Origin of the sequence: Cupriavidus consociatus, assembly GCF_017814975.1 — a bacterium.
Taxonomy (GTDB): Bacteria; Pseudomonadota; Gammaproteobacteria; order Burkholderiales; family Burkholderiaceae; genus Cupriavidus; species Cupriavidus consociatus.
On the sequence record NZ_JAGIQA010000006.1, the window covers coordinates 268,737 to 290,842 of the forward strand.

20 protein-coding genes and 1 tRNA gene are annotated in these 22,106 nt (G+C 67.3%); 7 read left to right on the forward strand and 14 right to left on the reverse strand.

Annotated elements, in window-relative coordinates:
* Positions 1-44: 44 nt before the first annotated feature.
* From J8I82_RS11240 to J8I82_RS11250, 3 genes are all read left to right on the forward strand, one after another.
* Complete coding sequence (locus J8I82_RS11240) at positions 45-1,046, forward strand: ornithine cyclodeaminase family protein (protein ID WP_209757273.1); 1,002 nt, start codon at positions 45-47, stop codon at positions 1,044-1,046.
* Positions 1,043-1,876: a phosphate/phosphite/phosphonate ABC transporter substrate-binding protein gene (locus J8I82_RS11245; RefSeq protein ID WP_209757275.1), complete on the forward strand. Its 834-nt coding sequence runs from the start codon at positions 1,043-1,045 to the stop codon at positions 1,874-1,876. Before J8I82_RS11240 ends, J8I82_RS11245 begins: the two co-directional genes overlap by 4 nt.
* A 95-nt stretch (positions 1,877-1,971) precedes the next feature.
* Positions 1,972-3,006 (forward strand): Bug family tripartite tricarboxylate transporter substrate binding protein, encoded by a 1,035-nt coding sequence (locus J8I82_RS11250; protein WP_209757277.1) that lies wholly within the window; start codon positions 1,972-1,974, stop codon positions 3,004-3,006.
* Positions 3,007-3,089: 83 nt separating this feature from the next.
* Here J8I82_RS11250 and J8I82_RS11255 read toward each other — a convergent pair whose 3' ends face one another.
* The 14 genes from J8I82_RS11255 to J8I82_RS11320 all read right to left on the reverse strand — a co-directional run bounded on the left by J8I82_RS11255 (position 3,090) and on the right by J8I82_RS11320 (position 16,946).
* On the reverse strand, positions 3,090-3,884 hold the full coding sequence (locus tag J8I82_RS11255; protein ID WP_063238620.1) for an ABC transporter ATP-binding protein: 795 nt from the start codon (positions 3,882-3,884) through the stop codon (positions 3,090-3,092).
* Position 3,885: 1 nt separating this feature from the next.
* Positions 3,886-4,782, reverse strand: coding sequence for an ABC transporter permease (locus J8I82_RS11260; RefSeq protein ID WP_209757279.1), 897 nt, complete (start codon positions 4,780-4,782; stop codon positions 3,886-3,888).
* Between the two features lie 168 nt (positions 4,783-4,950).
* Positions 4,951-5,928: an ABC transporter substrate-binding protein gene (locus tag J8I82_RS11265; protein ID WP_209757281.1), complete on the reverse strand. Its 978-nt coding sequence runs from the start codon at positions 5,926-5,928 to the stop codon at positions 4,951-4,953.
* Between the two features lie 440 nt (positions 5,929-6,368).
* Positions 6,369-7,403: a quinone-dependent dihydroorotate dehydrogenase gene (locus tag J8I82_RS11270; RefSeq protein ID WP_209757353.1), complete on the reverse strand. Its 1,035-nt coding sequence runs from the start codon at positions 7,401-7,403 to the stop codon at positions 6,369-6,371.
* A 79-nt stretch (positions 7,404-7,482) separates the two neighbouring features.
* Entirely contained in the window at positions 7,483-8,280 is a 798-nt protein-coding gene (locus tag J8I82_RS11275) for an arginyltransferase (RefSeq protein WP_209757283.1), read from the reverse strand.
* A 67-nt stretch (positions 8,281-8,347) separates the two neighbouring features.
* Entirely contained in the window at positions 8,348-9,100 is a 753-nt protein-coding gene (gene aat, locus J8I82_RS11280) for a leucyl/phenylalanyl-tRNA--protein transferase (RefSeq protein WP_209757285.1), read from the reverse strand.
* A 40-nt stretch (positions 9,101-9,140) separates the two neighbouring features.
* The gene (locus tag J8I82_RS11285; protein ID WP_209757287.1) at positions 9,141-9,725 is read right to left on the reverse strand and encodes an NUDIX hydrolase; all 585 of its coding nucleotides are present in this window, start codon (positions 9,723-9,725) and stop codon (positions 9,141-9,143) included.
* A gap of 244 nt (positions 9,726-9,969) precedes the next feature.
* Positions 9,970-10,046 (reverse strand) — tRNA-Met (locus tag J8I82_RS11290).
* A gap of 122 nt (positions 10,047-10,168) precedes the next feature.
* Positions 10,169-10,921, reverse strand: a complete 753-nt coding sequence (locus J8I82_RS11295; protein ID WP_209757289.1) for an RES family NAD+ phosphorylase — start codon at positions 10,919-10,921, stop codon at positions 10,169-10,171.
* Positions 10,881-11,270: an MbcA/ParS/Xre antitoxin family protein gene (locus J8I82_RS11300; protein WP_209757291.1), complete on the reverse strand. Its 390-nt coding sequence runs from the start codon at positions 11,268-11,270 to the stop codon at positions 10,881-10,883. Before J8I82_RS11300 ends, J8I82_RS11295 begins: the two co-directional genes overlap by 41 nt.
* 124 nt (positions 11,271-11,394) lie before the next feature.
* Positions 11,395-12,633, reverse strand: a complete 1,239-nt coding sequence (gene boxA, locus J8I82_RS11305; RefSeq protein ID WP_209757293.1) for a benzoyl-CoA 2,3-epoxidase subunit BoxA — start codon at positions 12,631-12,633, stop codon at positions 11,395-11,397.
* 58 nt (positions 12,634-12,691) lie between these two features.
* Positions 12,692-14,116, reverse strand: a complete 1,425-nt coding sequence (boxB, locus tag J8I82_RS11310) for a benzoyl-CoA 2,3-epoxidase subunit BoxB (RefSeq protein ID WP_209757295.1) — start codon at positions 14,114-14,116, stop codon at positions 12,692-12,694.
* Positions 14,117-14,156: 40 nt separating this feature from the next.
* Entirely contained in the window at positions 14,157-15,857 is a 1,701-nt protein-coding gene (boxC, locus tag J8I82_RS11315) for a 2,3-epoxybenzoyl-CoA dihydrolase (RefSeq protein ID WP_209757297.1), read from the reverse strand.
* A 126-nt stretch (positions 15,858-15,983) separates the two neighbouring features.
* Positions 15,984-16,946: a helix-turn-helix transcriptional regulator gene (locus J8I82_RS11320; RefSeq protein ID WP_209757299.1), complete on the reverse strand. Its 963-nt coding sequence runs from the start codon at positions 16,944-16,946 to the stop codon at positions 15,984-15,986.
* A 306-nt stretch (positions 16,947-17,252) separates the two neighbouring features.
* Between J8I82_RS11320 and J8I82_RS11325 the strand changes: the two genes are divergently transcribed.
* The 4 genes from J8I82_RS11325 (at position 17,253) to J8I82_RS11340 (ending at position 22,106) form a co-directional block, all read left to right on the forward strand.
* On the forward strand, positions 17,253-18,875 hold the full coding sequence (locus J8I82_RS11325) for a benzoate-CoA ligase family protein (RefSeq protein WP_245179614.1): 1,623 nt from the start codon (positions 17,253-17,255) through the stop codon (positions 18,873-18,875).
* A gap of 25 nt (positions 18,876-18,900) precedes the next feature.
* The gene (locus J8I82_RS11330; protein WP_209757356.1) at positions 18,901-19,716 is read left to right on the forward strand and encodes an alpha/beta fold hydrolase; all 816 of its coding nucleotides are present in this window, start codon (positions 18,901-18,903) and stop codon (positions 19,714-19,716) included.
* Positions 19,717-19,836: 120 nt separating this feature from the next.
* The gene (locus tag J8I82_RS11335) at positions 19,837-21,039 is read left to right on the forward strand and encodes an ABC transporter substrate-binding protein (protein WP_209757301.1); all 1,203 of its coding nucleotides are present in this window, start codon (positions 19,837-19,839) and stop codon (positions 21,037-21,039) included.
* A gap of 200 nt (positions 21,040-21,239) precedes the next feature.
* Positions 21,240-22,106: a branched-chain amino acid ABC transporter permease gene (locus J8I82_RS11340; RefSeq protein WP_209757303.1), complete on the forward strand. Its 867-nt coding sequence runs from the start codon at positions 21,240-21,242 to the stop codon at positions 22,104-22,106.

A 22,106-nucleotide genomic window follows, 5' to 3' on the forward strand; every position in this document is an offset into this window, starting at 1 on the left:
CTCCATCGAAACACAACACACTGATCTGGAGAGCGGGGACCAATATGGCTGATATTCTTCTCACCTACCTCAACGGCCGGGACATTGCGCGGCTGGAAATGACCGATGCCGAAATCATCGCTGCGGTGGAGCAGGCACTGGTTGCGCAGGGCAACGGCCAGACCGTGATCGAGCCGCGCGTGCACCTGATACCGGACCCCGCCTTCAACGGCCATTTCAACGTGCTGCGCGGTTACGTGGCCCCGCTGGGGCTGGCCGGCGTCAAGGTCGTCGGTGATTTCGTCGACAACTACAAGCTCGGCCTGCCTTCGGAAATGGCCATGCTGAACCTGTTCGATCCGCGCACCGGCATGCCCGTCGCGGTGATCGACGCCACTTTCATCACCGACGCCCGCACCGGCGCGCTGACCGCGCTCGGCGCCAAGTACCTGGCACGCCGCGACAGCAAGGTGCTGGGCCATATCGGCGCGCGCGGCACCTCGTACTGGAACGTGCGTCTGCTCGACAGCCTCTATGACTTCGACGAGATCCGCGTGCATTCGCGCCGCCCGGAAAGCCGCAATGCCTTTGCCGCGCGGCTGGAGCGCGATCTCGGCAAGAAGATCGTGGTGACCGAGGACTGGGAATCGTGCGTGCGCGGCGCCGATATCGTGGTCGAGGCGTCGCGCCTGGAACGTCCGACGCCGATGCTCAAGACCGAATGGATCAAGCCCGGCGCCTTCGTCGTGCCCTACGGCACCATGAGCGCGGTCGAACTGTCGCTGACCGACATCATGACTCGGATGGTGGTGGACGACTGGGGCCAGTGCAAGGGCGGCATGTTCGGCTCGCTGCGCGCGCATGTCGAAGCGGGCAAGCTGTCGGAGCAGACACTCTACGGCGAACTGGGCGAGATCGCCGCTGGCCGCAAGCCGGGCCGCCAGAGCGACGACGAGACCAACCTGTTCTGGCACCGCGGCCTGTCGCTGAGCGACATCGCGCTGGGACACGCCCTCCTGGAGAAGGCCCGTGAGCGCGGCCTGGGCCAGAAGCTGGTGTACGCATGATTGCCAATGCCCGCATGTACGCGGTGACGCCACAGGCCGAAGAATCATGGCGCGCATTGCTGGCGCGCGTGTCCGAGCGTGCGGGCGTGGCGTTGCCGTATGCCGAGCATCCCGCGCCTGCGCCGGTCAGCGCGCTGTGGGCGCGGCCGGACTGCGGCTGCGTGTTCATGTGCGGCTATCCGTACGCGAGCGCGCCGGTAACGCCGCAGTTGCTGGCGGCGCCGGTGCCGTCCCATCCGCGCTACGACGGAAGGCCGGTCTATTTCACGGAGTTCATCGTGCGCGCCGATGCGCCGGTGCAGTCGCTGGCGCAGACCTTCGGCGGGTGGCTGGCATGCATGTTGCCTGAGTCAAACTCGGGCTATAACGCGCCGCGCCATTATCTGATGCGGCTGGCGCCGGCGGGTACGCCGTCGCTGTACCGGCCCGCTGCGATGGCCACGCCAACGCCGCGCGAGGTCATCGATGCCGTGCTTGCCGGCGATGCCGACCTGGGAGTCATCGACAGCTATGTGATGGACCTGCTGCGCCGCTATGACCCCGGGCTTGCCGCGCAACTGAAGACGCTGGCGCTGACGCCCCCTGCTCCGATTCCGGTGCTGGTTGCATCGGCGGGCGCCGATCCGCAGCAGTGCGCGCGCGTGCGTGCGGCATTGCTGGAGATGCATGAGGATGCCGCGGGCACCGCGCTGCTGGCCTCGTTGGGTCTGGCGCGCTTCGCCGCGGTGCGGCCCGCCGACTATGCCTGCTTGCCGGAGATGGCACGTGAAGCGGACCTGGCCGGCTTTGCGCTGACGGACCCGGCCGCCGGAGAGCGGGCCATGGGGTAAGCAATGCGTCGGACCGCGCACGGCCATCGAACATAACCAGGCTGCCAGCGCGGTGGAGGAGCCAAAACCTGATCTGCCAAATTGGGGAAACCGTTATGAAATCCGCTGTGAATGCCGCTGTGAATCCCTTTGTGAATCCTGATATCCGGCGCCTGGCCATGCATTGCCTGTTAGCTTGCGCTGCAGCCTGCGCGTCATGGCTGGGCGCGTCGGCGGCGCATGCCCAGCCGCCGGCGTATCCCGCCAGGCCGGTGCGCATCGTGGTGCCGTTCGCCGCCGGTGGCCCGGCGGACGTGCTGGCCCGCTCCGTCGGCGAAGGCATTGCCAAGGCCACCGGTCAAAGCGTGCTGGTCGAGAACAAGGCGGGCGCAGCCGGCACCATCGGTGTTGACATGGTGGCCAAGGCAGCGCCTGACGGCTATACCATCGCGCTGGTGCCGGTGGGCAATATCGCGGTGAATCCCACCCTGATGCCGAACCTGCCTTACAAGCAGGCTGACCTGGCGCCGGTGGCAATGCTGGCCACCGCCGAAAACGTGCTGGTGGTCAACGCCGCTACGCCGGCCAAATCGCTGGCGGATCTGCTCAAGCTCGCCGCGCAGAAGCCGGGCGAACTGAGCTTCGCCTCTCCCGGTGCCGGCAGCCAGGCGCACCTGGCCGGCGAGCTGCTCCAGCTCGATGCCAACGTCAAGCTCAACCACGTGCCGTACAAGGGCGTGAGCCCGGCGATGACCGATGTGGTCGGCGGCCAGGTGACGATGATGTTCGCCCAGATGTCGGCGGCGCTGCCCTATATCAAGGCAGGCAAGCTGCGCGCCTTGGGCGTGGCCGGCGCCAAACGCTCGACGGTGCTGCCCGATGTGCCGACGATCGCCGAGCAGGGCTTCCCGAAGTTCGAGGCGGTGTCCTGGTACGCGTTGATGGCGCCGGCGGGTACGTCGCCGGAGATCGTGCGCAAACTCAGCCAGCATGTCGACGCGGTGCTGGCCGACGCGACGCTGAAGGAAAAGCTGGCGACGCTGGGGATGGAGGCGGCGGGCGGCACGCCGCAGCAACTGGCGGCGGCTATCCAGAAGGAGAGCGCACGGTGGGCGGGGGTGATCAGGCAGCGGCGCATCACGATCGACTGATCGATCGCATCACACTCAGGCGCTGACCGGAGCGCAAAAAAACGGGGAGCCGAAGCTCCCCGTTTTTCTTTGCGCCAGGGAAATCACCCCAGCAACAACGCATCATCGTCCAGCTGCTCATGCCGCGTCTGCTCGAACATCTTCAGCAGATCCGGCACATCCAGCCCCTTGCGCTTGTCGCCCGAAACATCCAGCACCACCTGGCCCTGGTGCAGCATCACCGTGCGCTGCCCGTAGTCCAGCGCCTGGCGCATGCTGTGCGTCACCATCATCGTCGTCAGCTTGCTTTCCTCGACGATGCGCGCGGTCAGTTCCAGCACGAACGCGGCGGTCTTCGGGTCCAGCGCGGCGGTATGCTCGTCCAGCAGCAGGATGCGCGACGGCTGCAGCGATGCCATCAGCAGGCTCACCGCCTGGCGCTGGCCGCCGGAAAGCAGGCCGATGCGGTCGGTCAGGCGGTTTTCCAGCCCCAGGTTCAGCAGCCGCAGCTTCTCGCGGAACAGCTCGCGCGAGGCGCGGTTCAGCGCCGGGCGGAAACCGCGTTTGGCGCCGCGCGCCATCGCCAGCGCCATGTTCTCCTCGATCGTCAGCGCCTCGCAGGTGCCGGCCATCGGGTCCTGGAACACGCGCGCCACCAGGTGCGCACGGTCCCATGCCGGCTGGCGGGTGACGTCGGTGTCATCGATGGTGATGCGGCCCGAGTCGACCATCTGGTCGCCGCTGATCGCGTTCAGGAAGGTCGACTTGCCGGCGCCGTTGGAGCCGATCACCGCGACGAACTGGCCGCTCGGGATTTCCAGCGTGAGGCCGCGCAGCGCGCGAGTCTCGATCGGGGTGCCCGGGTTGAAGGTGAGCTTCAGGTCTTGTGCGCGCAGCATCTCAGGCACCTCCGTTCTTGCGGGCAAACAGCTTCTTGCGCGTGGCCGGCAGCACCAGCGCGATCGTCACCAGCGCGGCGGTGACCAGGTTCAGGTCCTGCGCCTTCAGGCCAATGAAGTCGCTGTTCAGCGCCAGCGCAATGAAGAAGCGGTACAGGATGGCGCCCAGCACCACGGCCAGCGTGGTCCAGATCAGGCGGCGCGCCGGCAGCACGGTTTCGCCGATGATCACCGCGGCCAGGCCGATCACGATGGTGCCGATGCCCATCGAGATATCCGAGCCGCCCTGGGTCTGGGCGAACAGCGCGCCGGCCAGTGCCACCAGCGCATTGGACAGCGCCATGCCGGCCAGCGTGGCACGGCCGGTGGGAATACCCTGCGCGCGGGCCATGCGCGGATTGGCGCCGGTGGCGCGCATCGCCAGGCCCAGTTGCGAGCTGAAGAACCAGTCCAGGCCGAGCTTGGCGATCACCACCACGATGAACAGCACCAGCGGACGCAGCACGTAATCAGGCATCCACTCCGGCTGCAGGATGGTGAACAGGGTCGGCTCGGTGATCAGCGGCACGTTTGGGCGGCCCATGATGCGCAGGTTGACCGAGTACAGCGCAATCATCATCAGGATACTGGCGAGCAGGTCCATGATCTTGAGCCGCACGTTGAGCCAGCCGGTGACCCAGCCAGCCAGCGCACCGGCGGCGATCGCGACCAGGGTCGCCAGGAACGGGTCCTGGCCGGCGGCGATCAGCGTCGCGGCAACGGCGCCGCCCAGCGGAAAGCTGCCGTCAACGGTCAGGTCGGGGAAGTTGAGGATGCGGAAGGAAATCAGCACCCCGAGCGCCACCAGGCTGAAGATCAGGCCGATCTCCAGGGCGCCCAGAAGGGAGAAAAGGGACATGGGGGAATCCTGTTGCGGGGACCGGCGGCTACCCTGGCGCCGGTTTGGGGCGGGCGGCACGACGGCCCGTATGGAGCCGCCCGCTGTCTCGCCCCGGTCTGCGCCTGGCGCGCCGGGTAGGCGCGCCAGGGCACCGCCGTGTTGCGACGGCGGCGGGCAGTGCGTTGATTACTTGATGACCGTCTTGGCTTCCTTGATCAGCTCCGGCGACAGCGTGGCGCCTTGCTTGGCGGCGGCGCCCGTGTTCACGAACAGCTCCAGGTTGTCGCTGGTCTGCGAAGCGATCGTACCGGGCTTCTCGCCCTTCAGGATGCGCACCACGACCTTGCCGGTCTGGTGCCCCAGGTCGCCGTAGTTGATGCCCAGCGCGGCCACGGCGCCACGCTTGACGCTGTCGGTGTCGGCCGCCACCAGCGGGATCTTCGATTCGTTGGCGACCTTGACCAGCGACTCATACGCCGACACCACGTTGTTGTCGGTGTTGGTGTAGATCACGTCGACCTTGCCGATCAGGCTCTTGGCGGCTGGGCCGATGTCCACGGTGCGCGGCGCGGCGGCTTCCTTCAGCGTGAGGCCTTCCTTGGCCAGCAGTTCCTTCAGTTCCTTGACCACCACGACCGAGTTGGCCTCGCCCGGGTTGTAGACCATGCCCACGTTCCTGGCCTTCGGCACCACGCGCTTGATCAGGGCGACCTGCTTGTCCAGGGGCAGCTTGTCCGACACGCCGGTCACGTTGGTGCCTGACGGCGACCAGCTCTTGACCAGTTGCGCGGCGACCGGATCGGTCACGCCCGAGTACACCACCGGCACCGTCTTGGTGGCGGCGACCACGGCCTGGGCCGACGGGGTGGCGATGGCAACAATGGCGTTCGGGTTGTCGCCGACAAACTTGCGGGCGATCTGCGCGGCGGTGCCGGTGTTGCCCTGGGCGCTCTGGTACTCCCACTTCAGGCTCTTGTCGGCGTCATAGCCGGCCGCCTTCAGTTCGGCGCGCACGCCGTCGCGGATCGCGTCCAGCGCGGGATGGTCAACGATCGACAGCACCTTGACGGTCTGGGCCTGCACGGTGCCGCCGTACAGCAGTGCCAGCGCCACGGCGCCGCCCAGGATCGACCTGGTTGCTGCGAGACCCTTGATGGACTTCATTATCTGTTCTCCCCCGAAATGCTCGGTTCTGGATGGATGCGGCCGCGGATGGTTCGGTCCGCTGTCCTGGCGCGCGCCCGCGCGCTGGCGGACGGTGCCGGTCCGGGGCGTGCGCGGCGGCTTCCTGCGGCAGGAGGGAGCGTGCGCGGGCGCGTCGGATGCGACAGCGATAAGCCTGCGAGGATACCACTTCTCGCGCACGAAATGCGTAGTCATCATGCCAAAGCGCGGCATCCGATGCTGTCAGACGCCCGCTATCGGCCATACAGGCGCATATTATTGCGCGGGATTCGTGATTTCCTTGTGGATTACCCCGATTGCGGCGATCGCATCTTCATGCAATTGCGCGCTCCGGGGCGTCGAGGTTTTCCTCGGCTTGGGCCGGTGGCGCCGATGATGGTGCTGCTGGCGACCGGACCGGCGGGGCGATGACAAAAGGCTCAGCGGCGCAAGGCGGCGGCGCAGTCGCGCACCAGCGCCGGGCCGCGGTAGATCAGCCCGCTGTAGACCTGCACCAGCTTCGCGCCGGCGTCGATCTTGGCGCACGCATCCGCGCCGCTGAAGATGCCGCCCACGCCGATGATCGGCACCGCGTCGCCGACCACCGCGTGGAGCGCGCGCACCACGCGCGTTGAGGCCTCGAACACCGGGCGGCCCGACAGGCCGCCGGCTTCCTCGGCGTGCGGCAGGCCCTTGACCGCCTCGCGCGAGATGGTGGTGTTGGTGGCGATCACGCCGTCGATCTTGTGGCGCACCAGCGCGTCGCCGATATTGCCGACCTGGTCGGCGTCGAGGTCCGGCGCGATCTTCAGCGCCAGCGGCACGTAGCGCTTGTGCTGGTCGGCCAGGCGCTGCTGCGCGTCCTTCAGCGTCGACAGCAGGCTGTCCAGCTCGCTGGCGCCTTGCAGCTGGCGCAGGTTCTTGGTGTTGGGCGACGAGATATTGACCGTCACGTAGCTGGCGTGCGGATAGACGCGCTCCAGGCAGTACAGGTAGTCGTCGTTGGCGCGCTCGATCGGCGTATCGGCGTTCTTGCCGATGTTTAGCCCCAGCACGCCGCCCTCGGCCTTCCAGCGCGACGCCTTGACGTTGGCGACAAAGGCATCGACGCCGCCGTTATTGAAGCCCATGCGGTTGATCAGCGCATCCGCCTGCGGCAGCCGGAACATGCGCGGGCGGGGGTTGCCCGGCTGCGCGCGCGGCGTGACCGTGCCCACCTCGATAAAGCCAAAGCCGAACGCGGCCAGCCCGTCGATATAGGCGCCGTCCTTGTCCAGTCCCGCGGCCAGCCCGACCGGGTTGGGGAAGCGCACGCCCATCACGGTGCGCGGATCCTCGGCGATCTTGTTGCCGAGGCAGCCGGCCAGGCCCATGCGGTGGGCGCGCAGCAGGTTGTTCAGCGTGAAATGGTGGGCGTCCTCGGCATCCATCGAGAACAGGGCGGGGCGAAACAGGGGGTAGAGCGCGTTGAGCACGGGGCAGCCGGCCGGCGGGGCCGTCACAGAGTGAATTCCAGCCCGGCATTGTAGCGGCTGGGCCGCTTGCCGGTGGCTGCTACTCCTGCGCGGGAGGTGTTTCGGGGGCGTCGGGAGCCGCAGCGGCGGCGTCCTTTTCCTCGAAGGCGTGCCAGTGGTTGCCGGTCAGCACCTGCAGTGGCTTGAAGCGTGCCTTGTACGCCATCTTGCGGCTATCGGCGATCCAGTAGCCCAGGTACAGATGCGGCAGGCCGAGCGCATGGGTTTGCTGGATCTGCCACAGGATGTTGAAGGTGCCGTAGCTGGCGTTGTGCTCGAGCGGGTCGTAGAAGGTGTAGACCGACGACAGCCCGTCGTCGAGTACGTCGATCATGCTGACCATGCGCAGCCGGCCTGCCTCGGGCGATCCCGGCGGCTCGCGGAACTCCACCAGGCGCGAATTGACGCGGCTTTGCAGCAGGAACTGCTCGTACTGGTCGCGGCTGTCCTGGTCCATGCCGCCACCGGCGTGGCGCATCGACTGGTACAGCAGGTACAGCGAGTAGTGCTCTTCGACGTAGGTCAGCGGCGCCACCAGCGCCTGCAGGTGCTGATGGTGGCGCCAGGCACGGCGCTGCGAGCGGTCGGGCGTGAACTGGTCGACCAGCACGCGGCATGGCGTGCAGGCGTGGCAATCGTCGCAATACGGCCGGTAAGTGAAGATGCCGCTGCGCCGGAACCCGGCGCGCACCAGGCGCGAATAGACGTCGGCGTTGATCAGGTGCGCGGGCGTGGCGACCTGCGAGCGCGCCATGCGGCCTTCCAGATAGCTGCAAGCGTAGGGCGCCGTGGCGTAGAACTGCAGCGCAGAAAGCGGTAGTTCCTTCAGCTTGCTCATGACTCTGGGGGCTCCGGACGGGACGATGCGGGCGGACGGTGGGCGAGAGCGGGCGTCCTTCCCGGATTCAACCGGCTGGCGCGGCTGGCGTCCCGGCCCAGCACTCCAGCACCGACTTGTCGAACCGCCACGGGTCGATCGCGGGTTGCACCGCCGCCGCGCGCACATGTGCCACGAACTGCGCGCGGGGGATCGGGCTGGCGCCCAGCGAGGCCAGGTGGTCGGTCTCTTGCTGGCAGTCTATCATCGCCACGCCGTGGTTGCCGAGGAAGGCGCACAGCGCCGCCAGCGCGATCTTGGAGGCGTCGGTGCGGTGCGCGAACATCGACTCGCCGAAGAACATCCGGCCCAGCGCCACGCCGTACAAGCCGCCGACACGCTCGCCGCGATACCAGGTCTCGACCGAATGCGCCAGGCCGTTGCGATGCAGCGTGCCATAGGCGGCGATGATGTCGCTGGTGATCCAGGTGCCGTCCTGCCCGTCGCGGGGCGTGGTGGCGCAGGCGCGCATCACCGCCGCGAAATCGTCGTCGACGCGGATTTCCCAGTGCGCATCGCGCAGCACGCGGCGCAGCGTTTTGCGCAGCGTCACCGACACGCGCAATGCGTGCGGCGCCAGCACCATGCGGGGGTCGGTGCTCCACCACAGCACTGGCTGGCCGCTCGAATACCAGGGAAAAATGCCTTGCCGGTACGCCAGCAGGAGGCGCTGGGGCGACAGGTCGCGGCTCGCCGCCAGCAGGCCCGGCGCGTCCGAGTCGGGCCCGAGCGCTTCCTCCACCGGCGGAAACGGGTCGTGCGGCTCCAGCCAGGCGATCATGGGGGCCGTGCCGGGTGTTGCGCGCGCGCCGGCCGGGCGCTCAGGGCGTGACCGTGGCCCGGCTGGTCAGCGGGCGCATGGGCTTGTCGATATCCAGGCTATGCAGCCGGAAGCTGCCGTCCTGCAGCCGGCCGGCGGCGCGGTCGGCGAAGAAGCAGCGCAGCGTGTGGATCACGGTCGGGAACGCCAGTTCGTCCCACGGCACGTCGGCTTCTCCCACCAGCTTGACCTCCAGGCTTTCCTCGCCCGGTGCGATGTCCAGGTCGTCCAGCGTGGCCAGGTAGAACAGGTGGACCTGGTGCACATGCGGCACATTGAGGATCGAGAACAGCTCGCCTACCTGCACGCGTGCGCCGGCTTCTTCCAGCGTCTCGCGCGCGGCGGCTTGCGCGGTGGTCTCGCCGATTTCCATGAAGCCGGCGGGCAGGGTCCAGAAGCCATAGCGCGGCTCGATCGCGCGCTTGCAAATCAGGATCTTGTCTTCCCAGACCGGAATCGTTCCCACGACATTGCGCGGGTTGACATAGTGAATGGTGCCGCAGCTGTCGCAGACACTGCGCGGGCGGTTGTCGCCGTCAGGCACACGCAACACGACCGCATGGCCACAGTTCGAGCAGAATTTCATGAGGGGCGTCCGGGAGGAATGGCGAAAGTGTATCACCCTCGCGGAGGGCGCCGCGGCGGGTCAGCAGGCCAGTGCGGTGAGGTCGGTTGCATGCCGCACGGATGATGCGATCGGCGGCTGCGCAGGCCTGCACAGAGTCTGCATGAAGGGGGCGGGAGCGGCCAAACAAAAAACCCGCCAGCGGCGGGTTTGTCTGTCGAACGGATCGGATGACTTGCAGTGTCCAACCGCATCATCAAGCGGTTGGTTGCGGGGGCAGGATTTGAACCTGCGACCTTCGGGTTATGAGCCCGACGAGCTGCCAGACTGCTCCACCCCGCGTCCGTCGAAGAAGAGATTATAGGGCACCTGGTTGCGCATTGCAACACTTGGCTGGAAATATCGCCAGCCGCGGCGAAAACCCCCATGCCACAACGATTAGATCGCCGCGAGCGCGCACAGGTTCAGCCCTTGTCCGGACTATCGCTTGTGCGCTGCCACAGCGTGGCGGCGAACTCGAAGCTGTCGCGCTGCTGGAGGTCGTCGCGCTGCCAGATCACGCGGTCGCGGCGCACCGTCAGCATCCAGGTGGTGGTTGCCAGCGGCTGCGGGTGGGCGAAAGCGCGCGGCGTCAGCACGGCGCCGCACAGGCCGTGAAGCGGATCGCGTACCGAGGTGTAACGGATCATGCCGAGGCCGGCTTCGCGCGCGACGCGGCCGAATGCCTGGCAGGGTTCGTGCTGGTCGGGGTCGGTCCAGGCGTCGCGGTCGCGGTCGAAGGGCGGGGCGTCGAGCGCCACGCCATCGGTGGCGATGCGCACTTCGAACAGCGTCTGCGCGCGGGCGTCGATGCGCGGCAGCGCCGGGCTGTCGTTAAGGAAGCGCCAGCGCCAGTAGCCCAGTTCCGCGCAGGCGGTGCGGACCTCTGCGGCGCCGTAGAACACGCCGGGATCCTGGGCGGCGCGGAAGCGCGAACCCCACGGAGACGGGGGATAGCGAAAGGGGGTGAACAGCAGGTAGTGCAGGTGACGTGCCTCGATCGGGACGGCGGGTTTGCCGGCATCGAGCACGGCTTCCAGCACAGCCTGTTCTTCGAGGCTGTCGACCAGCGGCATGGTGGAGACAACATGCTGGGCTTCCACCGCCCGCCACAGCGTGAGCGCGAACTGCCGGCGCTCAGATGCGACCGCGGGTGGCGTCCAGGTAGTGAACGACACGAACCAGACCTTCCGTTGTGCGGATCATTTCGATGGGCTTGCCGCCCAGTGCCAGGTTTTCATGCGTCAGCCACAGTCGCGCCTGGTCGCCATGGCCGAGGATTGCGTCCAGCGAGCGGAACAGGCGTACAAAGAGGACGCCGAATTCCCACTCCTTGCGGTGCGCATCGAGTACATAGCCGCCGGATGCCATGCGCGATACCGAGGCCGTGCTGATGCCCAGCACGTTTGCGACCACGGCCTGGCTGATACCCAGGAAGCCGGCGGCGCGCATTACCGCCTTGGTCAGCGTGGTGCCGGGGTCGGGGCCGCCGGCGGGGTCTGTTTCCGGGATCCGCCTGGATTGCATCGCCTTACTCCTGTTTCTTCAGAAAGATTATAGGCGAACGATTTCAGAAGGGAAGTCTTTGACGCAAAAAGGGGCCGGCCCGCCGGATTCTGGCGGGCCGGCATCGGTTAGACAGGCGTGCCGGCTAATAGGTCTCGATATGCAGCCGGCCCTCGGCTTTCATGATGGCTTCCAGCTCAGCCCAGCTGCGGCCGGCGCCGGCGCAGACCGCGTCGAAGGCGGCCAGCACGCCTTCCTCCATCCCTTTCAGTCCGCAGATGTAGACATGGCCGTTCGGGTCCGCGATCAGGGCCGCCACGGCATCGGCCGCCTCGCGGATAGCGTCCTGCACGTAGCGGCGCGGTGTGTCGGGATCGCGCGAAAAGGCGAAATGGATGTCGAGGAAATCCTTGGGCAGTTTGAGCAGCGGGCCGAAGTAGGGCAGCTCGTTGGCATTGCGGGCGCCGAAGAACAGCATCCGGCGCCCGCTGAAGTGCGCCAGGTTGCGGCGCATGCGCTCTGTCATGGCGCGCATGGGTGCGGACCCCGTGCCTGTGCAGATCATCATCACGCTGGCTTCCGCGTGGTTGGGCATCAGGAAGGTGGTGCCGAACGGGCCCACCACCTGCACGGTGTCGCCCTTGGCCAGGTCGCACAGGTAGCTGGACGCCACGCCGCGTACCGGCCGGCCGTCATGGTCCTGGTCGACCCGCTTTACCGTCAGCGCGAGGTTGTTGTAGCCGGGGCGCTCGCCGTCGCGCGGGCTGGCCACCGAGTACATGCGGATGTAGTGCGGCTTGCCGGCGGCGTCGGTACCGGGCGGCACGATGCCGATCGACTGGCCTTCCAGGATCGGGAAGAAATGGGTGCCGAAGTCCAGCACGATATGGTGGATATCGCTGGATGCGTCGTCGGCGGTAAGCCGGTAGTTGCCGGCCACCGTCGCGGCGACCGGCGCCCGCACGCCGTGCAGGTTCACGTACGGGTGCGCCGCCGACCATGGCGCGCGCTGCGAGGTGTGGCGGCTGGTCTCGACCGCCTGGATGCTGACGTCAGGCGCGGCCGTAGCCGGCGTCGCGGTGGCGGTGCTTTCGATCGCGCTGTCGAGTTCCGGCAACGGCACCTCGGCCGGCAGCTCGTCCCACAGCAGTTGCGCCTCGATGGTATAGGCGTCGCCGCGCAGCATGGTGCGCCAGTTGTCGATGGCGCCGGTCGGGCACGGCGACAGGCAGGCGTTGCAGCCGTTGCAGACATCGGCCTTGACCACGTAATTGCGGTCATCGTGGGTGATGGCGTCGATCGGGCAGGTGTCTTCGCAGGTGTTGCAGCGGATGCAGATTTCCGGGTCGATCAGGTGCTGCTTGATGATGTCGGGGGCGCCCATCTCTGTTCTCCGGTTCGTCCGGTTTGTCCGGTCTCTCCTCGCCGGCCTTCTGCCTGGCTCAGTTGAAACGCACGTACTCGAAATCCATCGGCTGGCGGTTGATCCCCACCGCCGGTGGCGCAATCCAGTTTGCGTACTTGCCGGGCTCGACCACGCGGCCCATCAGGCTGGCGACAAAGGCGCGGTCCTCGTCCGTGGCGAGCCACTTGCGCTCGTTGGCCTTCCACTCGGCCTCCGAGATCAGCTCGCCCTGCGGCGACACATGCACGTTGGCGAGCGTGCCGATCTTGCGGTTGAAGGCCTTGTGCGGCACGGTCAGGCGGAAGGGGATGCCGGCTTTCTCGATCACCTTGTTCCAGCGCGCCACGCCGCCCATGCTGTCCTTGATGTAGTCGTCGCGCAGCACTTCATTGAGCGCATTGAGCATCGGCACCTCGCGCTCGCCCAGCCGGCCGTCGCGCACTTCCAGCACGCGGTAGACATCGCCCTTGAGCACATGGTCGTCGGCGCGCTTGCCTTCCTCGAAGCGGCCCTTCAGGCCGGCGCTGTAGAAGGTGGCGGCGTTGGACGACTGGTCGGCGCCGAACAGGTCGATGGTCACGCTGTAGTGGAAGTTCAGGTAGCGCTGGATCGTCTCCAGGTCGATCACGCCGGCGGCGCGCACCTGCTCCGGATCCTCGATGCCGCGTTCGCGCATGACCTCGCAGGTGCGCTGGATCACGCGCGACACGCCCGACTCGCCGACGAACATATGGTGCGCTTCCTCGGTCAGCATGAAGCGCGTGGTGCGCGCGAGCGGGTCGAAGCCCGATTCGGCCAGCGCGCACAGCTGGAACTTGCCGTCGCGGTCGGTGAAGTAGGTGAACATGAAGAACGACAGCCAGTCCGGCGTGCGCTCGTTGAAGGCGCCGAGGATGCGCGGATTGTCCTGGTCGCCGGAGCGGCGATCCAGCAGCGCCTCGGCTTCTTCGCGGCCGTCGCGGCCGAAGTAGCGGTGCAGCAGGTAGACCATGGCCCACAGGTGGCGGCCTTCCTCGACGTTGACCTGGAACAGGTTGCGCAGGTCGTACAAGCTGGGCGCGGTCAGGCCCAGGTGCCGTTGCTGCTCGACCGATGCCGGCTCGGTGTCACCCTGCGTGACGATGATGCGGCGCAGGTTGGCGCGGTGCTCGCCCGGCACGTCCTGCCATGCGGCTTCGCCCTTGTGTTCGCCGAAATGGATCTTGCGCTCGGGGTCGGCCGGCTGCAGGAAGATACCCCAGCGATAGTCGGGCATCTTGACATGCTCGAAGTGCGCCCAGCCCGACGGGTCCACGGACACCGCGGTGCGCAGGTACACGTCGAAGTTGTGCGAGCCATCTGGTCCCATGTCGCGCCACCAGTCGAGAAAGGCGGGCTGCCAGTGCTCGAGCGCGCGCTGCAGCGCGCGGTCGTCGGACAGGTTGACGTTGTTGGGGATCTTCTGGCTGTAGTCGATGCTCACGGTGTCTCCTCGTTGTACTGGCCTGGCGCCGGGCAGGACGTCACACCCGGTCCCAGTCGAAACGCGCCTTGTTGCCGGTGCCGAACACTTTCAGCGCGCCGTTCTCGCCGACGGCGTTGGGCCGCTGGAAGATCCAGTTCTGCCACGCGGTCAGCCGGCCGAAGATGCGCGTCGCCATGTTCTCGGCGCCGCCGAAGCGCAGGTTCGCTTCCATGCCGGTGAGTGCATCGGGCGACAGGCTGGCGCGCTCCTCCAGCGCGATGCGGATTTCGTCTTCCCAGTCGATATCGTCCGGCGCGGCGGTGATCAGCCCGAGCGAGTCGGCAGTGAGCGCGTCGAGCGGGGCGCCGATGTGTTCGCGCACCGCGGCCAGCGCGGTCTCGTCGCCATAGAAGCGTGCGGCCAGCCGGTCTTGCCCGTTGGGCATCGGGTAGCGGCCGAAGTTGACCGCCGACACCGCGATGCGCGGCGCGTCGTCGGGCGCGTCGGGCAGGTGCAGCATGTAGCTGCGGTCGGCCGCCAGCGCCAGTTCCAGCAGCGTGCCGGCGAAGCACGAATCCTGCTCGATCAGGGCGATCAGGCTGCGCGACGACACGTCCAGCCGCGCCAGCGTGCGGCGCAGCATGCCGATGGTCTCGCGCACGAACCAATGGCCGGCATTGGCTTCCAGCAGCGCATCGGCGGCCAGCACATGCGCCGGGTCGCCATCGGTCTTGAGCACCCAGATGCCGATGTCGAGGTGGTTGGTGCGCAGCGTCAGGATGGCATCGTCGAGTTCGCGCGCCATCTTCAGCGGCCACCATTGCGCGCCGGCCGCGACTACGCCGGCGAGATCGGCGGGCTGGTGCTTGTCGGGGCCGAATACGGTGAGCGTGGCCTTGCGCGCCGCCGGATCGATGTGCACGCGCACGGTCTCGTAGCGGTAGCCGTCGCGCTCGACCGTGCGCGACAGCGGTGTCAGCGTGATGCCGTGGTGGCCCTGCGGGCGGTCGCTGGCGGCTGCCAGTGCCGAGGCGCGCTCGGCCACATATTCGGCGAAGCGCGCCGGCTTGACCACTTCATCGACCAGTTTCCAGTCTTTGGCGCGCTGGCCGCGCACACCCTCGGTGGTGGTGCAGAAGATATCGGCATGATCGCGCCGGACCTTGCGCTTGTCGGTCACCCGGGTCAGCCCGCCGGTGCCGGGCAGCACGCCCAGCAGCGGCACTTCGGGCAGGCTGACCGCGGAAGAACGGTCGTCGACCAGCACGATCTCGTCGCAGGCCAGCGCCAGCTCGTAGCCGCCGCCAGCGGTGGTGCCATTGCAGGCGGCGATGAATTTCAGGCCGGAGTGCTCGCTGGCATCCTCGATGGCGTTGCGGGTTTCGTTGGTGAACTTGCAGAAGTTGACCTTCCATGCGTGCGACGACTGGCCCAGCATGAAGATATTGGCGCCGGAGCAGAAGATCCGGTCGCGGGCGCTGGTCAGCACCACGGTGCGCACCTCGGGATGCTCGAAGCGGATGCGTTGCAGCGCGTCGTGCAGTTCGATATCGACGCCGAGGTCGTACGAATTCAGCTTGAGCGCATAGCCGGGGCGCAGGCCGGCTTCCTCGTCGACGTCCATTGCCAGCGTGGCAACGGGGCCGTTGAAGCTGAGCTTCCAGTGGCGGTACTGGGCTGGATGGCGCTCGAACGTGACGGGAACGGGGGCTTCTGCCTGGGCGGCAGGCTGAAGTGGGGCGGTTGCCGGCGCGGACATGGCTGTCTCCTTGATGCACTATAGTGCCTTGCGGCTTTTGATGAAATATAGTGCAGAGGAGGGCGCGGCGCAATGCCTGATTGCCCCGCGCGCGGAATGCCGCGGGGTGGAGCGGGATGAAACGGGTCAGGCGCCGGCGGCCTGCAGCTGTGCGCGCAGCTGTTGCAGCGAGGTCGCGGCATCCAGGCCGCTGGTGTCGATCGAGATATCGGCGCGCGCGTACAGCGGCGTGCGCGCCTGCAGGATGCGGCGCAGGTCGGCCATGGCCTCGCGGTTGCCTTCCATCGGGCGCATGTCGCCCTGCGCCACCACGCGTGCCATGTGTTCTTCCGGAGACGTGCGCACCCAGATGGTGTAGCACTGGGCCAACAGCAGGTTGAACGTGCCCGGCTCCGACACCAGGCTGCCCGGCGTGGCCAGCACCATGCGCTCGTTCTCGCGCAGCGTGCGTTCCAGTGCACGCATCTCGTAGCGGCGGTACGCGGCCTGGCCGTACAGCGAATGGATTTCGGACAGGCTGGCGCCGGCTTCCTGTTCGATCACGGTGTTCAGTTCGACGAAGGGGACGTCGCGCGCGGCCGCCAGCGCGCGTCCCAGCGTGGACTTGCCGGCGCCGCGCAGGCCGATCAGCGCGATGCGGCGGTGGCGCGCGTCACCGGATTCTTCGGGCGCCAGCGCATGGCGACATGCCTCGCGCACGCGCGCGAGGTCCGATGCCGGCAGCTGCGCCAGCCATTGCACCATCTGCGCGAACTCCGTTGCCTGCTGGCCGTTGAGGCCGTTCGGGCCGTCCACCTCGGCCAGCACCACCGGCAGCGGCACGTCGAGCGCGCCTGCCACCTGACGCAGCAGCAGCACCGAGGCATTGCCGGTGCCGGTTTCCAGGTTGGCGAGGTAGCGCTCGGACACCCCGGCACCGCGCGCCAGGTCCTTGCGCGACATGCCGCGCGAGGCGCGCAGCGAGCGGATGCGGTCGCCCAGTTGAGTCAGGTAGGGGTCGCGCTCGCCGTTGGCGGCCGGCGCGGATGCTTCGCGCGCGGGGCGGGCGTCGGAATCGGTGGCAGGCAGCGGGGCTGGGTCGCGGTGCATGGTGTCGAGGTCATATTGGCCGGACGGCGACCGGGCCGCCGGGCAAAAAAGCAAGGGCGCATTATACGAGCAGGGCTGCCGCGTCCTGTGGTGCTTCGGGCTCTCCGCTCAGCGGCTGCGCGCGAAGCGCTGTCTTATAGTGCATCCCCTTGCTTGCATAATAGTTGATATGAAATAAAATGCATCGCAAAGCGGATGCCGGCACGCAACGTGATCCGGACATCGCGATCACAGCGACTGGCCTGGCGCCTGGCGCGCAGCTACGGTCCCGGTAGCGCGTGGCAGGCGACACCAAGGAGTGGAGACATGACGCCCCCCAACACTGCCGCGACCGCCGCGGGCATCGTCGCGGTGCTGCCGCCGCGCTACAACGCCGCCGAAGACCTGCTCTCGCGCAACCTCGAGGCCGGACGGGGCGACAAGGTCGCCTATGTCGACGACGCCACTGCGCTGACCTATGCGGAACTGGATGCCCGCGCCCGCCGCTTTGCCGGCGCGCTGCGCGATGCGGGGTTCCGGCAGGAAGAGCGGCTGCTGCTGTGCGCGCTCGATACCGTCGACTTCCCCGCGGTGTTTCTCGGCTGCCTGCTGGCCGGGGTGGTGCCAGTAGCGGTCAATACGCTGCTGACCGCGGACGACTACGCGTACATGCTCGCGCACAGCGGCGCCCGCGCGGTAGTGGTTTCCACGCCGCTGTTGCCGGTGATGCAGGCAGCGATCGAAAAGAGCGGTCTGTCCCCGCCGGTGATTCAGGCCGCTCCGCACGGCGATGCGGCGCCGGCATGCAGCGTGGGCGCGATGCTGGCTCGCACACGTTCGCCAGCGCCGGTCGCGCGCACCGGCCCCGATGACATGGCGTTCTGGCTCTATTCGTCGGGCTCGACAGGCCGCCCCAAGGGCACGGTGCATACCCACGGCAACCTGTTCCATACCGCGGACCTCTATGCCCGCCAGGTGCTCGGCATCCGTGAGGACGACCTCGTGTTCTCGGCCGCCAAGCTGTTTTTCGCCTATGGGTTGGGCAATGCGCTGACCTTCCCGATGTCGGTCGGCGCGACCGCCGTGCTGATGGCCGAACGGCCCACGCCGACGGCAGTATTCCGCCGCTTGCGCGAGCAGAAGCCGACCGTTTTCTGCGGCGTGCCGACACTGTTCGCGGGCATGCTCGCCGCGCCCGACCTGCCCGCGCGCGACGAGGTGGCGCTGCGCGTGTGCACCTCCGCCGGCGAGGCATTGCCGCGCGATATCGGCGAGCGTTTCCTGGCGCATTTCGGCTGTGACATCCTGGATGGCATCGGCTCTACCGAGATGCTGCATATCTTCCTGTCGAACCGGCCCGGCGAGGTGCGCTATGGCACCACGGGCATGGCCGTCCCGGGCTACGAACTGAGGCTGCTGGACGAGCGCGGCGAAGCGTGTGCGTTTGGCGAGATCGGCGACCTCTACATCAAGGGGCCGAGCGCGGCGCTGATGTACTGGTGCAATCGCGACAAGACCCGCGACACCTTCGTCGGCGAATGGACCCGCAGCGGCGACAAGTACCTGCGCGATGCCGACGGTTACTACACCTATGCAGGGCGCAGCGACGACATGCTCAAGGTCGGCGGCATCTACGTCTCGCCGTTCGAGGTCGAAGCCGCGCTGGCGCTGCACCCGGCCGTGCTGGAAGCCGCGGTGATCGGCGTGGCCGATGCCGACGAACTGGTCAAGCCCAAGGCCTTCGTCGTGCTGCGGCCGGGCCAGCAATGGCATGACGGCATGGCCGCAGAACTGCAGGCGTTCATCAAGTCGCGGCTGGCGCCGTACAAGTACCCGCGCCAGATCGAATGCGTGCCGGAACTGCCCAAGACGGCCACCGGCAAGATCCAGCGCTTCCGGCTGCGCCAGCGCGAGGTGGCCGCGCGCGAGTCCCAGGCAACTCCTTCCTGAAGCGATGCCAGACGACAAGATGCCGATGCCGACCAGCCTGGTGGAAATCCCCTTCGACCAGCGTCGTATCCAGATCGAATACCAGTGGCTGCGCCCCGAGCGCACGCAGCGCCCGCTGGTGGTGTTCCTGCATGAAGGACTGGGCTCGGTGAGCATGTGGCGAGACTTTCCGCGCAATTTCTGCGAGGCCGGCGACTATCGCGGGCTGGTGTTCTCACGCTACGGCTACGGCCGTTCCACGCCGCGCCCGCATGACGAGACATGGCGCCCCGACTTCATGCACCGCCAGGCGCGCGAGGCGTTGCCGGCATTGTTCGACGCGCTCGATATCGGCCCCGGCCGCACGCACGGCGTGCCCTGGCTGCTGGGCCACAGCGATGGCGGATCCATCGCGCTGATCTATGCCGCCAGCTTTCCGCAAGCGCTGGACGGCATCACCGTGCTGGCGCCACATATCGTGGTGGAAGACCTGTCGGTCAGCAGCATTGCCGCCACCCGTCAGGTCTACCTCGACACCGACCTGCGCCAGCGGCTGGGGCGTCATCACGACGACGTCGAGTCCGCTTTCTGGGGCTGGAACGATATCTGGCTCGACCCGGCCTTTCGCCAGTGGGACCTGCGGCCGCTGCTGTCCGGGCTGATGGGCCCGGTGCTGGCGGTGCAGGGCGAAGACGACGAGTACGGCACCATGGCGCAGATCGAGGGTATCCATCGATATGCCCCACAAACCACCTTGCTTAAACTCGCGCGGTGCGGGCACTCGCCACACCGGGACCAGCCTGAGGCGTTGACGCAGGCTGCGGTTCGGCATATAAACACACATACTTCATACCTAAAATAATTGGGCTTCCCGCCCGCTCCGCAGGGTCCGCGGCGCACAATGCGCCGTCGCAGGCCACGCCAGCGGCAGGGGGACCGGCAACGGTCCAGCGAGCCGCCGGCTTGACCACCAGGAGACAACATGCGTCGCATCACCCCGCGCAGGCTCGCGCCTGCCTGCCTTGCCGTCGCCACCGTGTTTGCCATGGCCGGCGCCTTCGCCCAGACCGCACAGCCGGCGCCGGCTGCCCCGGGCGGCAAGATCAAGGTCGGCTTCATGCTGCCGTACACCGGCACCTACGCCGCACTCGGTACCGCCATCGAGAACGGCTTCCGCATGTATGTGCAGCAGCAGGGCGGCAAGCTCGGCGGGCGCGAGATCGAGTACTTCAAGGTCGACGATGAATCCGACCCCGCCAAGGCCCCGGAAAACGCCACCAAGCTGGTCAAGCGCGACCAGGTCGACGTGGTGGTTGGCACGGTGCATTCGGGCGTGCAGATGGGCATCGTCAAGGTCGCCAAGGAAAACAACACCCTGCTGATCATCCCGAACGCCGGCGTCGATGAAGCCACTGGTCCGCTGTGCGGCCCGAACATCTTCCGCACATCGTTCTCCAACTGGCAGCCGGGCTATGCGATGGGCCAGGTGCTGGCCGAGCGCGGGCTCAAGAAGGTAGTGACGCTGACGTGGAAGTACGCGGCCGGCGAGCAGTCGGTCAAGGGCTTCAAGGAGGCCTTCGAGGCCAAGGGCGGCAAGGTGGTCAAGGAACTGAGCCTGCCGTTCCCCAATGTCGAATTCCAGGCGCTGATCACCGAGGTGGCTTCGCTCAAGCCGGATGCCGTGTTCGTGTTCTTTGCCGGCGGCGGCGCGGTCAAGTTCGTCAAGGACTGGGCCGCGGCAGGGCTGAAGGACAAGATCCCGCTGTACGGCTCGGGCTTCCTCACCGACGGCACGCTGGAAGCGCAGGGCAATGCCGCGCAGGGGCTGGAGACCACGCTGCACTATGCCGACGGACTGTCCAATGCGCGCGACAAGAACTTCCGGCTGGATTACGCCAAGACCTTCAAGCTGCAGCCCGACGTCTACGCGGTGCAGGGCTATGACGCGGCCCAGCTGCTCGCGGCCGGTGCCACTGCGGTCAAGGGCGACATGACGCGCAAGGCCGACCTGTACAAGGCCATGGGCTCCGCCAAGATCGACAGCCCGCGCGGTGCCTTTACGCTGTCGAAGGCGCACAACCCGGTGCAGGATTTCTACCTGCGCAAGGTGGACGGGCGCGAGAACAAGGTCAGTTCGGTGGCGGTCAAGGCGCTGGCCGATCCGGCGCGCGGGTGCAGGCTGTAGAACTTTTCATTCCCGCGTGTTGCTCCCCTCTCCCGCCTGCGGGAGAGGGGCCGGGGGAGAGGGCAGGAGTCTCCACGAAGCGAAGGCCTTCACATCCAGCCAGCGCCGGCCCTCTCCCCCAACCCCTCTCCCGCGCGCCGCAGAGGGGAGCTTGCCACCGGCATGCGTGGCGCGATTGGTTTTCTGATGCATTGCCCCGCATGGACATCGTCTCTTTCCTCATCCAGTGCCTGAACAGCGTGCAGTACGGCCTGCTGCTGTTCCTGGTCGCCAGCGGCCTGACGCTGATCTTCGGCATCATGGGCGTAATCAACCTGGCGCACGGCAGCTTCTACATGCTGGGGGCATACCTAGCCTTCACGCTCGCCGGGCTGACCGGCAACCTGTTTATCGCCATCCCGCTCGGCATCGTGCTGGCGGTGGTGTTCGGCTACGTGCTCGAGTGGGCCTTCTTCAGCTACCTGTACGAGCGCGACCACCTGCAGCAGGTGCTGATGACGTACGGGCTGATCCTGGTGTTCGAAGAGCTGCGCAGCATCCTGGTCGGCGACGATGTGCACGGCGTGCAGGTGCCGGCGCTGCTTGACGGCGCGCTGCCGATCGGCAACGACATGACCTACCCGGTGTACCGGCTGTTTATCTCGGCGGTGTGCCTGGCGGTGGCCGGGGCCATGTACTACGTGATCCGGCGCACGCGGCTGGGCATGATGATCCGCGCGGGGGCGACCAACCGCGAGATGGTGCAGTCGCTCGGCATCAACATCACCGTGCTGTACCGCTTCGTGTTCGCGCTGGGCGTGGCGCTGGCGGTGTTGGCGGGGATGATCTCGGCGCCGGTGTCGTCGGTGTATCCGGGCATGGGCGGGCAGGTGCTGATCGTGTGCTTCGTGGTGGTGGTGATCGGCGGTATCGGCTCGGTCAAGGGCGCGCTGGTGGCGTCGCTGCTGCTGGGCTTCGTCGATACCTTTGGCAAGGTGTTCTGGCAGGAGGCGGCCGGCGTGCTGATCTACCTGCTGATGGCGGTGATCCTGCTGTGGAAGCCGCAGGGGCTGTTCAAGGCGGGATGA

Coding starts and splice junctions, on each gene's coding strand:
- J8I82_RS11265 (WP_209757281.1), bottom strand. CDS start 5,928: ATGAAGTCCATCAAGGGTCTCGCAGCAACCAGGTCGATCCTGGGCGGC.
- J8I82_RS11320 (WP_209757299.1), bottom strand. CDS start 16,946: ATGCACCGCGACCCAGCCCCGCTGCCTGCCACCGATTCCGACGCCCGC.
- J8I82_RS11250 (WP_209757277.1), top strand. CDS start 1,972: ATGAAATCCGCTGTGAATGCCGCTGTGAATCCCTTTGTGAATCCTGAT.
- J8I82_RS11285 (WP_209757287.1), bottom strand. CDS start 9,725: ATGAAATTCTGCTCGAACTGTGGCCATGCGGTCGTGTTGCGTGTGCCT.
- aat (WP_209757285.1), bottom strand. CDS start 9,100: ATGATCGCCTGGCTGGAGCCGCACGACCCGTTTCCGCCGGTGGAGGAA.
- J8I82_RS11335 (WP_209757301.1), top strand. CDS start 19,837: ATGCGTCGCATCACCCCGCGCAGGCTCGCGCCTGCCTGCCTTGCCGTC.
- J8I82_RS11245 (WP_209757275.1), top strand. CDS start 1,043: ATGATTGCCAATGCCCGCATGTACGCGGTGACGCCACAGGCCGAAGAA.
- boxA (WP_209757293.1), bottom strand. CDS start 12,633: ATGGGCGCCCCCGACATCATCAAGCAGCACCTGATCGACCCGGAAATC.
- J8I82_RS11330 (WP_209757356.1), top strand. CDS start 18,901: ATGCCGACCAGCCTGGTGGAAATCCCCTTCGACCAGCGTCGTATCCAG.
- J8I82_RS11240 (WP_209757273.1), top strand. CDS start 45: ATGGCTGATATTCTTCTCACCTACCTCAACGGCCGGGACATTGCGCGG.
- J8I82_RS11275 (WP_209757283.1), bottom strand. CDS start 8,280: ATGAGCAAGCTGAAGGAACTACCGCTTTCTGCGCTGCAGTTCTACGCC.
- J8I82_RS11300 (WP_209757291.1), bottom strand. CDS start 11,270: ATGCAATCCAGGCGGATCCCGGAAACAGACCCCGCCGGCGGCCCCGAC.
- J8I82_RS11260 (WP_209757279.1), bottom strand. CDS start 4,782: ATGTCCCTTTTCTCCCTTCTGGGCGCCCTGGAGATCGGCCTGATCTTC.
- J8I82_RS11325 (WP_245179614.1), top strand. CDS start 17,253: ATGACGCCCCCCAACACTGCCGCGACCGCCGCGGGCATCGTCGCGGTG.
- J8I82_RS11340 (WP_209757303.1), top strand. CDS start 21,240: ATGGACATCGTCTCTTTCCTCATCCAGTGCCTGAACAGCGTGCAGTAC.
- boxC (WP_209757297.1), bottom strand. CDS start 15,857: ATGTCCGCGCCGGCAACCGCCCCACTTCAGCCTGCCGCCCAGGCAGAA.
- J8I82_RS11255 (WP_063238620.1), bottom strand. CDS start 3,884: ATGCTGCGCGCACAAGACCTGAAGCTCACCTTCAACCCGGGCACCCCG.